The organism is Dialister succinatiphilus YIT 11850 (assembly GCF_000242435.1).
Lineage (GTDB): Bacteria > Bacillota > Negativicutes > Veillonellales > Dialisteraceae > Dialister > Dialister succinatiphilus.
Genome location: NZ_JH591187.1, coordinates 300,605 through 315,234 on the forward strand (window position 1 = coordinate 300,605; position 14,630 = coordinate 315,234).

Consider the following 14,630-nt stretch of genomic DNA (forward strand, 5'->3'; position numbering starts at 1 on the left):
CAAGACTTGCTACATTTGTAGGGCACTATTCCTATTTGCAGAATAATTAAGCGGTCTTTTAAATATGGAGAAAATTATGAATATTGCTATCATTTTTGCCGGTGGTACAGGCACCAGGATGAATACGAAATCAAAGCCAAAGCAGTTTCTAGAAATGCATGGCAAGCCGGTCTTAATTTATACTCTGGAAAATTTTCAGAATCATCCTCTGATTGACCATATTATTTTGGTCTGTTTAGAAAGCTGGATGGATTATGCTGCAGGGCTTATGAAGAAATTTGGTATCACGAAGGTATCGAAAATCGTACCCGGTGGGGCAACAGGGCAGGAATCTATTTTTCATGGTATCAAAGAGGCGGAGATTTTATATGGTGATGATCATATTGTTCTCATCCATGATGGGGTGCGGCCTTTAATTAATAAAGAAACGATAACAAATTGCATAAAAACTGCCAAGCTGCATGGAAATGCCATTACCGTTTCGCCAGCTATTGAGACTATATTCCTGAAAAATGAAGGTGATGATTGCGTAGGAAAGATATTCGACAGGTCTCGCTGTGAAATGGCCAAGGCGCCACAATGTTTTATTTTAGGAGATATCTATAAGGCACACATGAAGGCCATAGAGGAAGGAAACTGTGATTTCATTGATTCGGCTTCACTGATGCAGCATTATGGGATGAAGTTGTATACGGTTGACGGACCTTCAGAAAATATAAAGATAACAACACCATCTGATTTTTATATTTTCCGTGCTATCATGGATGCGAAGGAAAATTTGCAGATTCTTGGGTTATAAGGAGTTATATATGGTTACTAATGTATATCAAGAAGATATGGAATATATATCCAGTGCTGAGGGCATTGATTGGAAACTTTTAGCGGGAAAGACAATCTTTATAACCGGCGGGACAGGGCTTATTGGATCAACTGTTATCAATGGCCTTCTTTACGCAAATAATAAGTATAAACTTAATGTGCGAATCATTGCTCTTGTACGAAACCTCGATAGAGCTAAAGGGCTTTTTCATAATGTCAATGCGGGAACCTCGTTAAGTTTTATTGTTGGCTCTGTAGAAAGTTTACCGGAAGTTCGAGAAAAGGTGGATTATATCATCCATGGCGCAAGTCCTACTGCCAGTCTCTATTTCGTTCAGCATCCAGTTGAAACAATCCAGACTGCAGTTAAAGGAACAAAGAACATTTTGGAACTGGCCAAGAAGAACCAGGTGGAAGGTGTTCTTTACCTTTCCAGCATGGAAGTGTATGGAGCGCCGTTAACGGATGAACTTATTCTGGAAACACAGGGATGCACACTGGATTCTATGACTGTACGCAGTTGTTATCCTATATCTAAACGGCTATGCGAAAATCTATGCGCCAGTTACTCCAGCGAATATGGGGTACCAGGGAAAGTAATTCGCTTGGCCCAGACCTTTGGTCCGGGAGTCAGCATGAATGATGGTCGTGTCTTTGCAGAGTTTGCTAGGGATGCTATGCACAAATCTGATATTGAATTGCAGACAGTTGGCACCAGTAAGAGAATGTATCTCTATACCGCTGATGCGGTAACTGCAATATTGACAGTCCTTTTATCCGGAAAAAACGGTGAGGCATATAATGCTGCCAATTCGGGAACTTATTGCAGCATTGTAGAAATGGCACAGCTGGTAGCTCATGAAATTGCTCATGATTCTATTAAGGTGCATGTGCCTACGATAAAGCTCGATGCAGATTCAAAATTCCCCCCCCTCCATCACTTGAATTTGGATACGAGTAGGATTTACAAGCTGGGGTGGAGGCCAAGTGTTGGTTTAAGAGAAATGTATTTAAGAATGATTGCGACAATGTGATTAACTTTTACCCCAAATGAGTGTGAGTATGTACAGAAGATTTTGAATATCACGTCGCTTCAAATATTCCCCAATATGCGTGAGTTTTTATGGTATGTGATTTGAGAGCGAGTGAATATGCAGAAGGAAACTGGCTGTTTCATATGGGCGACTTCTTCCTGATTTGTCTATAATTGAGCAATTAATCATGCTTGTTGTATAGACACAGAAACTATGGGCTTGATTCTTTGCGCATATTGGGTTAAATAGAGTAAAAGAATGGGTGGATGGATCCCATTGGCATATATGATAGTTGATATGATAGTTGAATTCTTTTCGTCTATAAAACATGCAAACATCGATAAACACTGCATAAGAGATACTCTGCCGCTGATGCTCATTAGGGGAGCTTTTAATAGAAGCTATATTCTTTTAGTGAGTGGAGTCTATGATGCTTTTGTATGAATAGTATCTGGAGGGTGCTGAATGAGATTAACATATTTCAGTGTGGAAAATTTTAAGAACTTTTCAAAATTGTTTTATATTGATTTTTCTAAAGTAAAGGATTATGGTTTTAATACATCTTGTTTGAAAGATAATATAATAAAGAACGCAATTATCTATGGAAAAAATGCTGTCGGCAAGACTAATTTTGGCTTTGCTTTATTTGATATAACTTATCACTTAGTGGATAAACTCAAGGATCCAAGAGTCTTAATCAATTATCTTAATGCGGATTCTGAGAAGAAAGAGGCATCTTTTTGTTATAAATTTCAAAATAAAAATGATGTTTTTGTTTATTCATATCGGAAAACAAATGCAGAGCATTTGACTTACGAATGTTTATCTGTCAATGGGAAATTAGTGTTCTCTTTTGATTTCCAAGAGGGGAAGGGGGATTTTTCTCATCTGTCAGAATTTGGCCTCAATACATTGAATTGGAAGTATCGGGATAAAGATATATCCTTAATTCGATATATGGCTAATAATCTAGCTCTTTCATCGGATCATCCCATCATGAAAATCATGAATTTTGTCAATGGAATGTTGTGGTTCTGCAGCTTTGGAAATGGAAATCAATATGTTGGCTTTTCTTCAAAACTTGAACAGATCCCTGATTTTATAATAAAAGAAGGATATGTAGCAGAATTTCAGGATTTCTTAAATCAAAATGGTGTGAATGAATCTATAACTAAAGCAGTAAATCCAGATGGTTCATCTAGCTTATATTTCAAGCATAAAAGACTGATACCGCTAAGTATGGCGTCAAGTGGGACAAACGCATTGATAGCTTTCTTCTATTGGTATAAACACAGCAAGGGGATAAGCTTTCTCTTTATTGATGAGTTCGATGCTTTTTATCATTATGAATTGGCGGAGAATATAGTGAAGCTGCTTCGTGATAAGATTCCAGTACAGGCTGTCTTGACGTCACATAATACTTCTCTGATGACTAATCGATTTATGCGGCCGGACTGTTACTTTATCTTGACAGCAGATAAAATTGTTTCTTTACCATATGCTACGGATCGTGAATTGCGGCAAGGGCACAATCTTGAAAAACTATATATGAATGGTGAGTTTGATGAGTAAAAAAATTCTTGCTATAGTAGAAGGGGAAAAAAAAGAACCAGAAATTCTGAGAAGAGTCTTTGATATTTCTGGCTTGAAGCAAAGAGAAATTGTGCCCTATAAGACAAATATTTACGATTTATATGACCGATTGTATGGGGAGTACGGAAATGCGATTGACGAAATAGATATCCAAGAGTTCTTAAGGGAGATTCATCCAGAACCTGAAATGCAATCCATACTGGATGAACATTTTACGGATATATTATTAATATTTGATTTTGACCCACAGGATAATCGCTACAGTGCAGATAAGTTGTTGAGACTTTTGAAAATCTTCAAAGAATCTACCCAGATGGGACGGCTCTATATTAATTATCCGATGGTGGAATCCTTTTATCATTTTTGTTCACTGAAAGATAATAGCTTCCTACAAGCAATGTTCAACTTGAAGGAAATAAGTTCAGGAAGCATATATAAAGAGAAGGTTAATAAACTTACTTGTATACATCAACTGAGGGATGTCAGTAAAAAAGAATTAGCCTATATGATTAGGTTAATCTTAAAAAAGGTGAATCTAATCTGTGCGCGGGAGTGTAAGTCTGCAGAACTAGCAGACGACTTGCTGGATGTTGCTGAATGTCAGATAAGCCGGTTGGAAGCCAATCAGGAAATGTATGTTCTCAATACGTGCATTTTGTATGTTTACGAATATAATCCGAGTATGTTGGATTGGTTGGATCGTAAGTGAAAAAGGTAAGGATTCCCGAACCTTGATACTATGGAAAAGTAGGACAGCTACCTGTACATCCATGACTTGCTCCTGCTTTTTTATATTCGTTGGGACGGTATATGGTAACACTGATTGTTTTTCTCTGTAATCTTGTGAAATTATGCCGTAAGTGTCAAGTTTTCCTCGGTAATTCATTTGACTGTCGATAATTACAATCTCCGTGGCTTCGGTTTTGTCAGTAGTTCTGTATGGCATGGGCCAATGCACCTATTGGAGAAGAGGAAGCAGCATAAGCACCTATGCGGCCTTCCAGACATCCCGGCCTATATCTTTCGCTTTGTGCTTCTGAGCCGCGCTCAGGCCATCCTGAGCGATTTTACGCTCTGCCTGCGCAGCAGCCTTATGCATGGCCTTATCCATCTTTTTGTAGTTTGTTCCATTGGCATGGTATAGAAAGGCTTGCGTAAGCGTTTTGTTCTTCCTTGCTGTCAGTACCCAGACCAGGTGCTCCATTCCCTCGCCGGACCAGCTCCGGCCCTGACGCTTCATGCGGTAGCTGTAGAACCGGTGATTCGTTTCCGCAGTACCCAGATGAATCTCTGTGTGGATGCCGCGCTGGCCCAGATTCGGGGGATGTAGGGAGCATGTTATCGGTGAGCAAATTTCGCCCCTCATTAACCGCTGGGGAAGAGATTCATTTAGAAATGATTTTCCACAATTTATGTAAGCAACAAAAATGCTAACTTGCAATAAATGAATTTAAACATGGTGAATATTGTAACTGAAAACTGATAATATGCTGACGAAGGATACGCGCTCAAGGCGAATAGCCAGATGCGCGCTTATCATGGCGAATGCAATCAAATGAAAAGCAGGCAGTACATGGATAGGATGTACTGCCTGCTTAACTAATTATCCCTTAGGTGGGAAGGGGTCATTGCCATAGGAGTTCTTCTGACGGATTTTTCCATCTCTGCCATGAATGACAAGTTCACTATGCTGATTACGTGCCAGCTCTCTGCCGATTTCAATGGCCTCGCGCTGGGTTTCAGTTCTACGGTAGGCTTTTGAGCTACCGGAAAATTTTACCTGATATCCACCTTGGGAGTGATTCGTGACATGTATATTTTTGCCCATGTATGTGATCCTTTCGATAAGAAAATGAGAAAGGGAGAAACCTACAACCTCCCCGCTAATCCTGATAAAAAACTACCGATTGATTTCAGTAATAAACTTTGATGATGAAGGCCTTGAGACCGTAATCGGCAGCGAAAATAATTTTGCCGCTTTTAGTTCTCATAGATGCACGGTAGATGATACGGCACCGCTTGTTTCGACGAGTATTTCGTTTGTAAGTCATAATAAAAACCTCCTGGTTTCAACTCAAAAGCTGCCTACGAATAGACATCGTTAAACAGATAATTCTTGGCAAAACTTGAAACAGGGGGCTTTGTGTCCTATACTAACGTTGTTAATTGGAGTAAAGGGTAGGTTACACTTGCTCTCTATTTCAAGGGGATCAATGAAGTTGCAGCTTCATTGATCCTTTTTTATTCAGCGGGTGTACCGCGGAATAACTACTTGATGATAATGGGTTCCTTCAAATCAAAGAGGATTACATTATCTTCCTGATAGAAAGTGCCGGAAATCCGGTAGCCGCCTTTGGATAAATCCCAATCCATTAGCTGGGACAATGTGTTCAGTAGGTCCCTGCTGTTCCAGCGAACGGATAAGATGGCATTGTTGCGGTTTGTGTTAAAGAACTTCACCGCGTTTGGCGTTTTCTCATCACATGCTTTCAAAGCCACCATCTTCTCCTGCCGGTCTATCAGGAAAAGTACATATTCAGGCTTTTGCATCTTTAGTGTGACAGCCTTGTTGAATGTGACTCCGTTTTCTGTGACGGAAAGGTACGGGACACCCTCTTGAAAATTGAAGGGCTTGAAGTTGGATAGATCCATGATACTCGCCTCGCTTTCTATCTGCAGATAATTGTAGCATTTTAGTAATCGGCTTGCAACTGCACATTGCACAAAAAAATCTTCGCTTTGTAAAGAAAAATAAAAGCCGATGCTGCAAGCGCATCTGGAAATTATTTATGCCTTGGAGCTAACGAACAAATAAAGTGAAAGGCTTTGCTCGACTTGTGCAAAAATGAACGCGTGAACTACTTGCTTATGTCATGTGACTAAACTGTTTGTTGGTTAGGCTTTGATTTGTTGGATTTTTAGAGGTCAGGTGTATTAGCTCAGTCGGAATTGCAGGTTCTGTGAGGGGGGAGAATTGTGTGAATAGGAAAGTCATTAGTAAGAGAAGGGGCAATCTTTAGCAGCTGTTACTGGCAGATGCCTTCCTTCTGACCCGTTGTGATTGTCACCTTCTGCTGGGACTGGGAGAGGTTGGCAAAACAACAGAGCAGTGACTCATTGTCAGAGTTCTATACAAATAGAATGTGGTAACATGCTCATCATGGTACAAAAACTCCCCATAGCAAAGGGGAGTTTTTGTAGTGCTCTTTTAATTTTCAAACCGCTTCAGCCGGTAGGTACATTTCTTCTTCGGTTTGTTTTCACAGGTTACGTAGATGGCATACTCTTTCTGATAAAGCGGATTGACTTCATGGGACATGAGGTCGGAAATGTTTTCTTTATCGAATTTGACGGTGCTGATGGTGCCGTCTTTTTGCTTAATACGGAAAAAGGATTTTTCCATGCTGAGGGTGGTGATAGTGCCAGTGAAGCGCCGGATTTGGCTGGCCTGTTGGCGCCGCTCTACGTAGTCCTTGAGGGCTTTAGCGATGGGGGCGGTGTCTTTGTGGAGGATGGTGAAGGTGCTTCTAGTGGGATGGCGAGTCCAGGTGATGTCCAGGGAAAGGTTGTCTTTGTCCATGTCTTTGTAGAGGGACTGCACTGATTCCAGAATTTCATCAGTATCATCAGCCAGGCGGTTCATGTCATCCCGATGGCCCAGGGTATACATGATGTCCAGAAGGCGGGTACCGGATTTGTAGAGAATGTTCACTTTTCTTTCTTCATTGGTTCCGTAGAAGAGTGAGCTTGGGTCATTCAAGGCGCCCAGCTGGACGTTGAAGGAACCGGGGCTCATGGCGAGGAGTTGGATTGGGGAATTATAAAATTTCCTTTGCCGTCTGCCGGCCTTGAGAGAGCAGCTATCTATTTTCCTGATGATGTCTTCGCCAATAAGGCGGAGGGTTTCATCCAGGTTTTGGGTGAAGTGATTGAAGGCGGAAAGGGGCATCATGCCGGAGGGGAGGTCGGGGATGGTGAAATGAAGGTTGATGATTTCCCCTTCCCTGGCGATTTCCTTTTCCAGGTCGGCGATGAGCTGCTTTTTCTTTTCATAGGCCTGCCGGTTGATGCTGTCAGCTACCTGCATGGTGAAGGTCACTTTCCCTTCCGGTGCATGGTTCGTGTAGTAGTCCAGCATTTTTTCTTCGATGGAAAGTTCCCGCTTCATTTCACTGAGCTGTTTCAGTTTGTCTTGTATCATCTTCGATAGTCCCTTCTGCGTTGCAAATAAAGTAGCCCCGGGGATGGTGGTCTCCGCCGAGACGGAAAAGATTTTCCATCATCTTCTTGAAACATAGGTTAATAAGATAGGAGGGAGAGTTGGAGTCGTTTTCTTCTAAAAGGAAGTGAATGCTGCATCCCATATTCTGTCGTATGCATTCTGCCATGTGAGTAACGTCGGTTTCAGGATGCATGAATTTGGCGAGGGCTGCACGGGTATGTTCATCAGCATTGTTAAAGGCATCAGGGGCGATGACAAAACAGATTTCCGTACATTCCGGTTCCGGATTATTGGAAATAAAGACGCCGCCAACCCAGACCTGAAAGCAGTCAGTGTGGAGGAGGTTTATAAATTTTCTGATAATACCGAGCATGACCCTGAAAAGCTGTGGGCGTGACTCTGATGGGAACATGCCTTCTACGAAATGCAGGCGGATATGGCATAGGCTGCCCTTGTGGGGGCCGGGCGGCGTGAGGTAGCCGTACTCATCGAAAACGGGCTGTGCAGGTTCGTCCATAGAATCTCCTCTTTTCTTCCGGAAACATATGTTATTATTGCCTTTATTTTAACATACGGAAAGAGAGATTTGAGGGAAGAGGTTTGAGATTTGAGATTTGAGGATGTAGAGACAACACAGTAGGAGACATCAGATGGTCAGACGACAAGACTTCAGAGTGACAGTGTGGCTTGTGACGTTTCATTTACTTACGGCGGGTAGCATGGTGCTGGGAGATTTCTCGACTTCGCTCGAAATTACAGGGATAAGAGAGATTTGAGGAAAGAGAATTGAGGGTTGAGGAGTTAGAGACAATTTGGTGAGAGACATCAGATGGTCAGACGAGCAGACTTCAGACTGACGGTGTGGCTTGTGGCAAATGCTTCACTTGCGGTGAGTAGCATAGTGCTGGGGGATTTCTCGACTCTGCTTCGCTCCGCTCGAAATGACAGGGGCGGGAGACGTCAGACGGTCAGACTCCGGACATCAGGAAGGAGGTGTTTTATGCACGACAAAAACACGGATGGTTATCCGTGCCAGTCAGTATTGCGGGCCTCTCAGAATCAGGCGTCAACGCTGGACTGCAGGAAGGAGACTCCCTGCAGCAACCCTGAACTTGTCGTCCGGGAATGCGGGCTCATGCTGTATGTGGATGTAAATCCGTGTTTTCGTCATTGGTATTGCTTCCGTAATTTCCAGGCGCCTGGGGGGATTGCGGGGAGGGCTCCGGAGCTTCCATGATCATCTGCTTGATTTCATTCCTCTCTGGCCCATCCTGCAGGGATGATCACTGGGCTTTTGAAAGGAAATTCATTTCCACAGTTCGCGAAGGAAGTTTCTTTCGCCTCTCCATACATTTATATTGCATAAGGGGTCCTTTTTTACAACCTGTGGATAAAATTTTTTGAAAAAATATGACAACATGATTATGTGAATACAGCACGTCCTTATTCCCTTTATAGTATAATAAATAAAGATAAGGCGAAGAAATAAAAAATCTTCACTGGCAAACGGAAAATGGGCTCCGGGTTGGGGTCATAGAAAGGAGACGAATGAAACTCGATGCTTATGTACAGCAGTTAAAAGGGAAAAAGGTTTTCGCCATGGTTACAGCGGGAAAGTCGCAGGTGGATTTCTACTATGAGGAGAATAATGAGATCCAGGTAAAAGCCATACTGATGGCGAAAAAATATGAAGCGTTTAAGCAGTATGCAATGGTCTGCGGGCTCTTATGGGATGTCATCGCTATAGGGGAAGGCTGGGAGTCGTGCAGGAATTTCCAAAACGGAAGGCTCTTTGTACCGATTCGTGGACCCAAAGGTGTTATGTATGTGGATTTCAAGTATCTGGGAAAATTCAGCAGGGAAGACGGACATACCTATATGGAGCTGCAGAACGGACTGAAACTGGAGTGCTGCAAGAACCTAATGGGCAATGAAGAAAGGATAAAAGAAGCCAGGAAGATTGCTGCAGACATTGGCCTTGTCGACGGTCCTAAGCAGGCGTCCTGCGCGATACCACCGGTGCAGGATGTGTATCCAGTCATAGCAGCTCCGGTGGTCAGAGATGTGTCTTTCGAAAGGCCGCAGCTCAAAGGAGTAGTAAAAAAGAAGAAAACGAAGAAACGAGCGGCCCTTAAAGAGGGTGCTTTGGAAACGGACTTAATTGATGCATTCCCAACAAACGAGGAAGTCCGGACTAAGCAGTGGAAACATACAGAAGATATTGACAGAGAATCTTTTGCTTATAAGACTATGCAGTCAAAGAAAAAGGTGGAGCTGGAAGAAATCGGCGCCAGGCTTTGTGAGCTGATTGCTCAATGTGAAGGAGGGGGAGTATAGGAAAGAGATTTGAGGAGGTAGAGACAATACAGTGAGAGACTTCAGACTGACATTGTGGCTTGTGGCATATGCTTCACTTACGGTGAGTAGCATGGTGCTGGGAGATTTCTCGACTTCGCTCGAAATGACGGGGAGAGAGATTTGAGGTTTGAAGGATATGGAGACAATCGGGAGGGAGACATCAGACGATCAGACTTCAGACTGACAGTGTGGCTTGTGGCATATGCTTCACTTACGGTGAGTAGCATAGTGTCGGGAGATTCCTTTGTTCAATTTTTATGCCTAATTTTTTTAGTTTCGTGTCCAATTTTTGTTGACAAGTGCAAAGGTGGGGCGCCGTCTGGCGGCGCGTAGGTGACGCTTTCGTTTTGAAGGCGTCTTTTTTTATTGGCCTTTTACAACTGTAGGCGTTGCATCAATCCAGCATCATGGACGCAGTGCTTTTATCTCATTTCAAGGTCTTTAAAAAAAGTCCTGTTTTTTAAAAACTTTCTTGTATGGCGGAAAGTTTTGTATAAAAGTATGCCGGAGAGGGAGACTTTTATGTAAAAGTGGTCTGAAATGGGATAGTTTTTTTTGGAAATGCGCGAACGTGCGTTCTTTACGGGAGGAACGGATGCTGATATTCTACAGTCAGGCCTGGTGAAGTGAATGCTTCATCTTAGAAGAAAAGCTTTTCTTCAATCTTTTCTTATTTTTACCTGTTTACTGAATGGAGGGTAATTATTATGAAAACTTTGAAGGATATTATTGTAGAAGTACAGCATGGAAATGAAGCGGCAAAGATGGAACTGTATACACGGTTCCTTCCGCTGGTGCACAAGATTTCCAGGAGCAGGAGCATCTTGTTCAACCGCGAGGATCTGGAACAGGACCTGTGGGAGTATTTCTGGAAGTGTGCCATGACCTATGATCCGAAGAAGGCGGACCATTTCCCGGCGTGTGTATGTAAGCGGCTGCATCTGCATGTGAACTATCTTCTCCGCAGCTGCTGGAAACAGCATAAGATGGAAGGGCAGTCACTGGATGGATTGGAGGAGCAGGGCTATGAATGCTGCTCGGAAACCCTGGCCATGGAGGAAACGGAGAAGATTCTCCGGAATGCAGACTGCCCGCCCCGCCTTCTCCAGGTGGCACTGCTTCTGGCAGAAGGACTGACGGTTAAGGAAATGCGTGCTGTCATGGGCATCAGCCAGCAGGGAGTTTCCAAACATAAGAAGAATCTGAAGAAGTTCCTGGAGAGCCATCCGGAAGTGGTGAAGCTTCTGAGGATGTGATCAGGACTGGGGTCTAAATCGAATCAGGACTTTGATCGGGATCGGGAGTCAGGGGGGCGGGGCTCACAGCCCTAAACCCGCCTGCCCCATCTATGGGGAAGAGTAACCAGGAAATGGTGGAAGGGGGCTGCGATTAATGGAAAATAAAAATATGTGCAGGTTGTAAAAAGAGGGGCCTTATGCAATATAAATGTATGAAGGGCCAAAAAATCCATCAGCGTACGGGGTGGGTAATGGCATCTTCTACTGTTTCCCTTTTATTTCTTCACGGAGGACACGACTATGAAGAAACTGGAACTCACTTTTACCACCACATCTTCCAAGAGCAGCATCAGCATCACCATCGCTGATCCCAAGGAAAATCTGACACTGGCAGAGGTGCAGGAAAAGGCACCAGCCATTGCGGCTGTGCTGGTGAACCGCTCTGGCCTGACAGCGGATAAGCTGTCCAAGGCGGTAATTATCAGTACCACGGAAGAGGTGCTGGCGTAAAGTGCTTTAACGACGAAGGGCCTGGATGATGGTTTCCTGACACCTGCTCTACGATTTCATTTTTAAACGTACCAGACATACCTGGATGGATTTCCAATAAAGGAGCATATAACCATGGCAGCAACAAAGAGCAAAACCGACAGCAAAATGTTAATCCGTGTAGAAAACGGCACCACCACTTCCGGAGCGAAGGCTGTGAAGAATCTGAGCTATTCTCAGCTCCGTGTGGATGCTACGGATGATCAGCTCATGGCAGCGGGAAAGGCTATCGCCGACCTGCAGACCAAACCTCTGGCCGGTATCCGTGTGGTGGAAACCTACGACATGACCGAATAAGTGGCGGCCTTGTGACGTTGTGAAGGGGCGGGCCCGGCGGGGATTTCCTGCCGGGCCCATTTTCTTATCTTATATGGCAAGATTTTTAGAAATCTTTACAAGGAGCGTGAATGATGATGCATAAAGATTTGTCAGCACCGCTGGCGGCGATAGGAATGGCGCTTTTATCCTTTGAAACCCAGCTGATTATGTTCATGGTTTTTGTTTTTATGGTCTTCATGGACTGTTTCACCCGCTGGATGGCCATAGGAGCCGCCTGGCTCAAGAGTCAGGGCTGTACGGCCCCTGGGCTGTGGGAGGCCTTCAGAGCTATTCCGGCGGCGAGAAGGGCGGGACTTATCAGCAGCCAGGTCATGAAGAAACAGGGCATGGAGAAACTGATTCTCTATAATGTGAGCGTCATGACCGCAGCAGGGGCGGATTTTCTTCTAGAGAGCTCCGGAGCCGCTCCCTTTCTTACCAGCGCCATCGTGAGCTACCTGGTAGTGACAGAGACACTGTCCATTGTAGAAAACTTGTCAGAAGCAGGGGCAGGGGGACTGGAGCGGCTGGCCCAGCTCGTAAGAAAAAAGATGTGAGGGGACGCCGGAGGCGGGAACGGGGGCGCCTGACGGCGCGATCGGGATCGGGTCCGGGATCGGGATTGTGGGCGACTGCGGCGTGGGTTCCTCGGTCCCGGTCCCTGCTGACAATGAAACAAACGGTATAGCGTCACTCATGACACAATCCCCGGTCCCGGTCCCTTCCGATAATAAAACAAACGGAACAGAGTCACTCATGACTCTATCCCCGATCATCCTATCCGGTGACAGTAGAGTAATTTACAACGAAAGGAAGCAATATGACAACAGGCATCGATGTATCAGAGCACAATGGAGAAATCGACTGGAAGAGAATCGCAGAAGAGGGCATAGGCTTTGCCATCATCCGGGCAGGCTATGGAAGTGCTTATCTGGACAGCCGGTTTTATGAAAACGTGAATGGAGCCCATGATGCGGGACTGAAACTGGGGGTGTACCACTTCGGCTATGCCCGTCATGGGGGAGAGCTGGATGTAGAGAAAGATTTTCTGCTTTCCATCCTCAAGGACTGCGGTCTCATGCCCAAACATCTTCCCCTGGGGGTCTTCTGGGATGTGGAAGAAGATTCTTATCGGGGAAGAGAGTTTCCACGGCCCGGCGTGATTAACCGGATGTGCCACGCTTTCTGTGAAGGAACGGCGGCTGCGGGCTATCGGGCAGGTATTTATGCCAGTGCCAGCTGGCTTTCAAGCCATATCAGGGCGGCGGAATTTGCCGGCCATACACTCTGGGCCGCCCAGTGGTGGAAGAAATGCACCGTAAAGGAAGCGGGAATCTGGCAGTTTACGGACCATCTGGAAGCAGCAGGAAAAGTTTTTGATGGGAATTACCTTTTGGAGAAAGATTATGGTGACAAATAATGAAAAAATGGTCTCTTATCTTCTGCCTCTTATTCTTGCTTTTCTCTTCGGCTTTGCCAGTGGATGCGGCCTCACCATTTACCTTGGAGAAAACGTACCGGATCACGGAAACAGAGCTTTCCAGGCTGGAATCGGACTTGGACAGAGCCTTGGACGAGAAGGGGAAACAGAAAGAACAGTCAGAGAGGCTCAGGAAACAGCTCAAGACCTTGGAAATTCAGTCGGTAGAGAGGAAGAAAGCCTTAGAGACGGTAAGGAAATCCTTCGAAGAATACGCCGAAGAGGAGCGGAAAAAGCAGAAGAGACTTAGAAGAGAGAGAAATGCAGCTATAGGACTGGCAGGACTTCTGGCAGTGGCACTGGTGGCTCGTGCCTGATGGCGCGGTCGGGATCGGGACCGGGGTCGGGGTGCCACATCGTCATTTCGACCAGAGTGGAGAAATCTCCCAGCAGAATGGGGTTGCGGTGATTGCTGCGGTATTGGCGGCAGTATTGGTACTGAGGTAGATTTGGTACGGAATTGAGATTTCCAAAAACGTAAAATGATGAGAAGTAATTGGAAGTGTCTCTTGGAAACGGGGGACCTTCCTTTTTTTGAAAGAAATTTTATTGGAGAATTCATATTGCTTCGTGGAGATATGTTTGAGGAGTGTGCTTACTCTTAACGGTGCTGCGGTAGAGAAGTTATCTGCTATGCTATAATAATAAAAGCAAAAAACAGGTGCTTCTCCTGTAGTTTTAATCTTATAGGGAAGGTGTAAAATGATCCGATATATAAGGACGTTTCCACTTTATGTATACATGATAGTTATCTTGAAATTTCTACTTTTAGGCGTAGTGACTGGAGAACTTATTTACTCAAACTTCGCAGGTAAAAATCCCCTGCACCCCTTGAAAGTCCAGGCTTTGTAAACAGAAAAATAGCATGAGTCTTGCCAGTTTGGTATAATTATGTTGGCTCAAAAACATACCAAGCACCGGAGGCTCATGCTATGAAAAGTATATCACAAACCACCCAGCAGATGGAATCCATCTCGAAGAAAACTTCGGCGTTCTTCCGTCGTTATCATGTCGGCCAG

General features: G+C 44.5%; 15 protein-coding genes and 1 pseudogene. 11 read left to right on the plus strand and 5 right to left on the minus strand.

The window, feature by feature from the left end; genetic code table 11:
- Positions 1–76: 76 nt before the first annotated feature.
- The 4 genes from HMPREF9453_RS01225 (at position 77) to HMPREF9453_RS01240 (ending at position 4,155) form a co-directional block, all read left to right on the plus strand.
- The gene (locus HMPREF9453_RS01225) at positions 77–799 is read left to right on the plus strand and encodes an IspD/TarI family cytidylyltransferase (RefSeq protein WP_008858738.1); all 723 of its coding nucleotides are present in this window, start codon (positions 77–79) and stop codon (positions 797–799) included.
- A 10-nt stretch (positions 800–809) separates the two neighbouring features.
- Positions 810–1,853 carry an NAD-dependent epimerase/dehydratase family protein gene (locus HMPREF9453_RS01230; protein ID WP_008858739.1) on the plus strand — a complete coding sequence of 348 codons (1,044 nt, stop codon included), beginning with the start codon at positions 810–812 and terminating at the stop codon, positions 1,851–1,853.
- A gap of 465 nt (positions 1,854–2,318) precedes the next feature.
- Positions 2,319–3,425: an AAA family ATPase gene (locus tag HMPREF9453_RS01235; RefSeq protein ID WP_008858740.1), complete on the plus strand. Its 1,107-nt coding sequence runs from the start codon at positions 2,319–2,321 to the stop codon at positions 3,423–3,425.
- Positions 3,418–4,155, plus strand: a complete 738-nt coding sequence (locus HMPREF9453_RS01240; protein ID WP_008858741.1) for a hypothetical protein — start codon at positions 3,418–3,420, stop codon at positions 4,153–4,155. The genes HMPREF9453_RS01235 and HMPREF9453_RS01240 overlap by 8 nt, the downstream gene beginning before the upstream one ends.
- Before the next feature lie 217 nt (positions 4,156–4,372).
- Here HMPREF9453_RS01240 and HMPREF9453_RS11855 read toward each other — a convergent pair.
- The 5 genes and pseudogenes from HMPREF9453_RS11855 to HMPREF9453_RS01265 form a co-directional block, all read right to left on the minus strand.
- A pseudogene (locus tag HMPREF9453_RS11855) lies at positions 4,373–4,767 on the minus strand (ISLre2-like element ISDsu1 family transposase); the annotation flags it as partial.
- Positions 4,768–5,049: 282 nt separating this feature from the next.
- Entirely contained in the window at positions 5,050–5,274 is a 225-nt protein-coding gene (locus HMPREF9453_RS01250; RefSeq protein ID WP_008858743.1) for a DUF2188 domain-containing protein, read from the minus strand.
- 440 nt (positions 5,275–5,714) lie between these two features.
- The gene (locus HMPREF9453_RS01255) at positions 5,715–5,996 is read right to left on the minus strand and encodes a hypothetical protein (protein ID WP_198004129.1); all 282 of its coding nucleotides are present in this window, start codon (positions 5,994–5,996) and stop codon (positions 5,715–5,717) included.
- A gap of 658 nt (positions 5,997–6,654) precedes the next feature.
- A complete protein-coding gene (locus tag HMPREF9453_RS01260) occupies positions 6,655–7,647 on the minus strand; it encodes a hypothetical protein (protein WP_008858746.1) in 993 nt (330 codons plus the stop codon).
- Entirely contained in the window at positions 7,616–8,185 is a 570-nt protein-coding gene (locus tag HMPREF9453_RS01265) for a DUF6932 family protein (protein ID WP_008858747.1), read from the minus strand. The genes HMPREF9453_RS01260 and HMPREF9453_RS01265 overlap by 32 nt, the downstream gene beginning before the upstream one ends.
- Positions 8,186–9,216: 1,031 nt before the next feature.
- Between HMPREF9453_RS01265 and HMPREF9453_RS01275 the strand changes: the two genes are divergently transcribed.
- The 7 genes from HMPREF9453_RS01275 (at position 9,217) to HMPREF9453_RS01305 (ending at position 13,928) form a co-directional block, all read left to right on the plus strand.
- The gene (locus HMPREF9453_RS01275) at positions 9,217–10,005 is read left to right on the plus strand and encodes a hypothetical protein (protein WP_008858749.1); all 789 of its coding nucleotides are present in this window, start codon (positions 9,217–9,219) and stop codon (positions 10,003–10,005) included.
- A gap of 728 nt (positions 10,006–10,733) precedes the next feature.
- Positions 10,734–11,282, plus strand: coding sequence for an RNA polymerase sigma factor (locus tag HMPREF9453_RS01280; RefSeq protein ID WP_008858750.1), 549 nt, complete (start codon positions 10,734–10,736; stop codon positions 11,280–11,282).
- Between the two features lie 282 nt (positions 11,283–11,564).
- Positions 11,565–11,774, plus strand: coding sequence for a DUF2922 family protein (locus HMPREF9453_RS01285; RefSeq protein WP_008858751.1), 210 nt, complete (start codon positions 11,565–11,567; stop codon positions 11,772–11,774).
- A gap of 114 nt (positions 11,775–11,888) precedes the next feature.
- A complete protein-coding gene (locus tag HMPREF9453_RS01290; RefSeq protein WP_008858752.1) occupies positions 11,889–12,110 on the plus strand; it encodes a DUF1659 domain-containing protein in 222 nt (73 codons plus the stop codon).
- Between the two features lie 110 nt (positions 12,111–12,220).
- Positions 12,221–12,688 (plus strand): phage holin family protein, encoded by a 468-nt coding sequence (locus HMPREF9453_RS01295; RefSeq protein ID WP_008858753.1) that lies wholly within the window; start codon positions 12,221–12,223, stop codon positions 12,686–12,688.
- Positions 12,689–12,951: 263 nt separating this feature from the next.
- The gene (locus HMPREF9453_RS01300) at positions 12,952–13,551 is read left to right on the plus strand and encodes a GH25 family lysozyme (RefSeq protein ID WP_008858754.1); all 600 of its coding nucleotides are present in this window, start codon (positions 12,952–12,954) and stop codon (positions 13,549–13,551) included.
- 83 nt (positions 13,552–13,634) lie between these two features.
- The gene (locus tag HMPREF9453_RS01305; protein WP_232217302.1) at positions 13,635–13,928 is read left to right on the plus strand and encodes a hypothetical protein; all 294 of its coding nucleotides are present in this window, start codon (positions 13,635–13,637) and stop codon (positions 13,926–13,928) included.
- Positions 13,929–14,630: the final 702 nt, after the last annotated feature.

Bases quoted from the DNA above. Each gene is read 5' to 3' on its own strand.
- HMPREF9453_RS01225 (WP_008858738.1), top strand. From the start codon at position 77: ATGAATATTGCTATCATTTTTGCCGGTGGTACAGGCACCAGGATGAAT.
- HMPREF9453_RS01230 (WP_008858739.1), top strand. From the start codon at position 810: ATGGTTACTAATGTATATCAAGAAGATATGGAATATATATCCAGTGCT.
- HMPREF9453_RS01235 (WP_008858740.1), top strand. From the start codon at position 2,319: ATGAGATTAACATATTTCAGTGTGGAAAATTTTAAGAACTTTTCAAAA.
- HMPREF9453_RS01240 (WP_008858741.1), top strand. From the start codon at position 3,418: ATGAGTAAAAAAATTCTTGCTATAGTAGAAGGGGAAAAAAAAGAACCA.
- HMPREF9453_RS01250 (WP_008858743.1), bottom strand. From the start codon at position 5,274: ATGGGCAAAAATATACATGTCACGAATCACTCCCAAGGTGGATATCAG.
- HMPREF9453_RS01255 (WP_198004129.1), bottom strand. From the start codon at position 5,996: ATGCAAAAGCCTGAATATGTACTTTTCCTGATAGACCGGCAGGAGAAG.
- HMPREF9453_RS01260 (WP_008858746.1), bottom strand. From the start codon at position 7,647: ATGATACAAGACAAACTGAAACAGCTCAGTGAAATGAAGCGGGAACTT.
- HMPREF9453_RS01265 (WP_008858747.1), bottom strand. From the start codon at position 8,185: ATGGACGAACCTGCACAGCCCGTTTTCGATGAGTACGGCTACCTCACG.
- HMPREF9453_RS01275 (WP_008858749.1), top strand. From the start codon at position 9,217: ATGAAACTCGATGCTTATGTACAGCAGTTAAAAGGGAAAAAGGTTTTC.
- HMPREF9453_RS01280 (WP_008858750.1), top strand. From the start codon at position 10,734: ATGAAAACTTTGAAGGATATTATTGTAGAAGTACAGCATGGAAATGAA.
- HMPREF9453_RS01285 (WP_008858751.1), top strand. From the start codon at position 11,565: ATGAAGAAACTGGAACTCACTTTTACCACCACATCTTCCAAGAGCAGC.
- HMPREF9453_RS01290 (WP_008858752.1), top strand. From the start codon at position 11,889: ATGGCAGCAACAAAGAGCAAAACCGACAGCAAAATGTTAATCCGTGTA.
- HMPREF9453_RS01295 (WP_008858753.1), top strand. From the start codon at position 12,221: ATGATGATGCATAAAGATTTGTCAGCACCGCTGGCGGCGATAGGAATG.
- HMPREF9453_RS01300 (WP_008858754.1), top strand. From the start codon at position 12,952: ATGACAACAGGCATCGATGTATCAGAGCACAATGGAGAAATCGACTGG.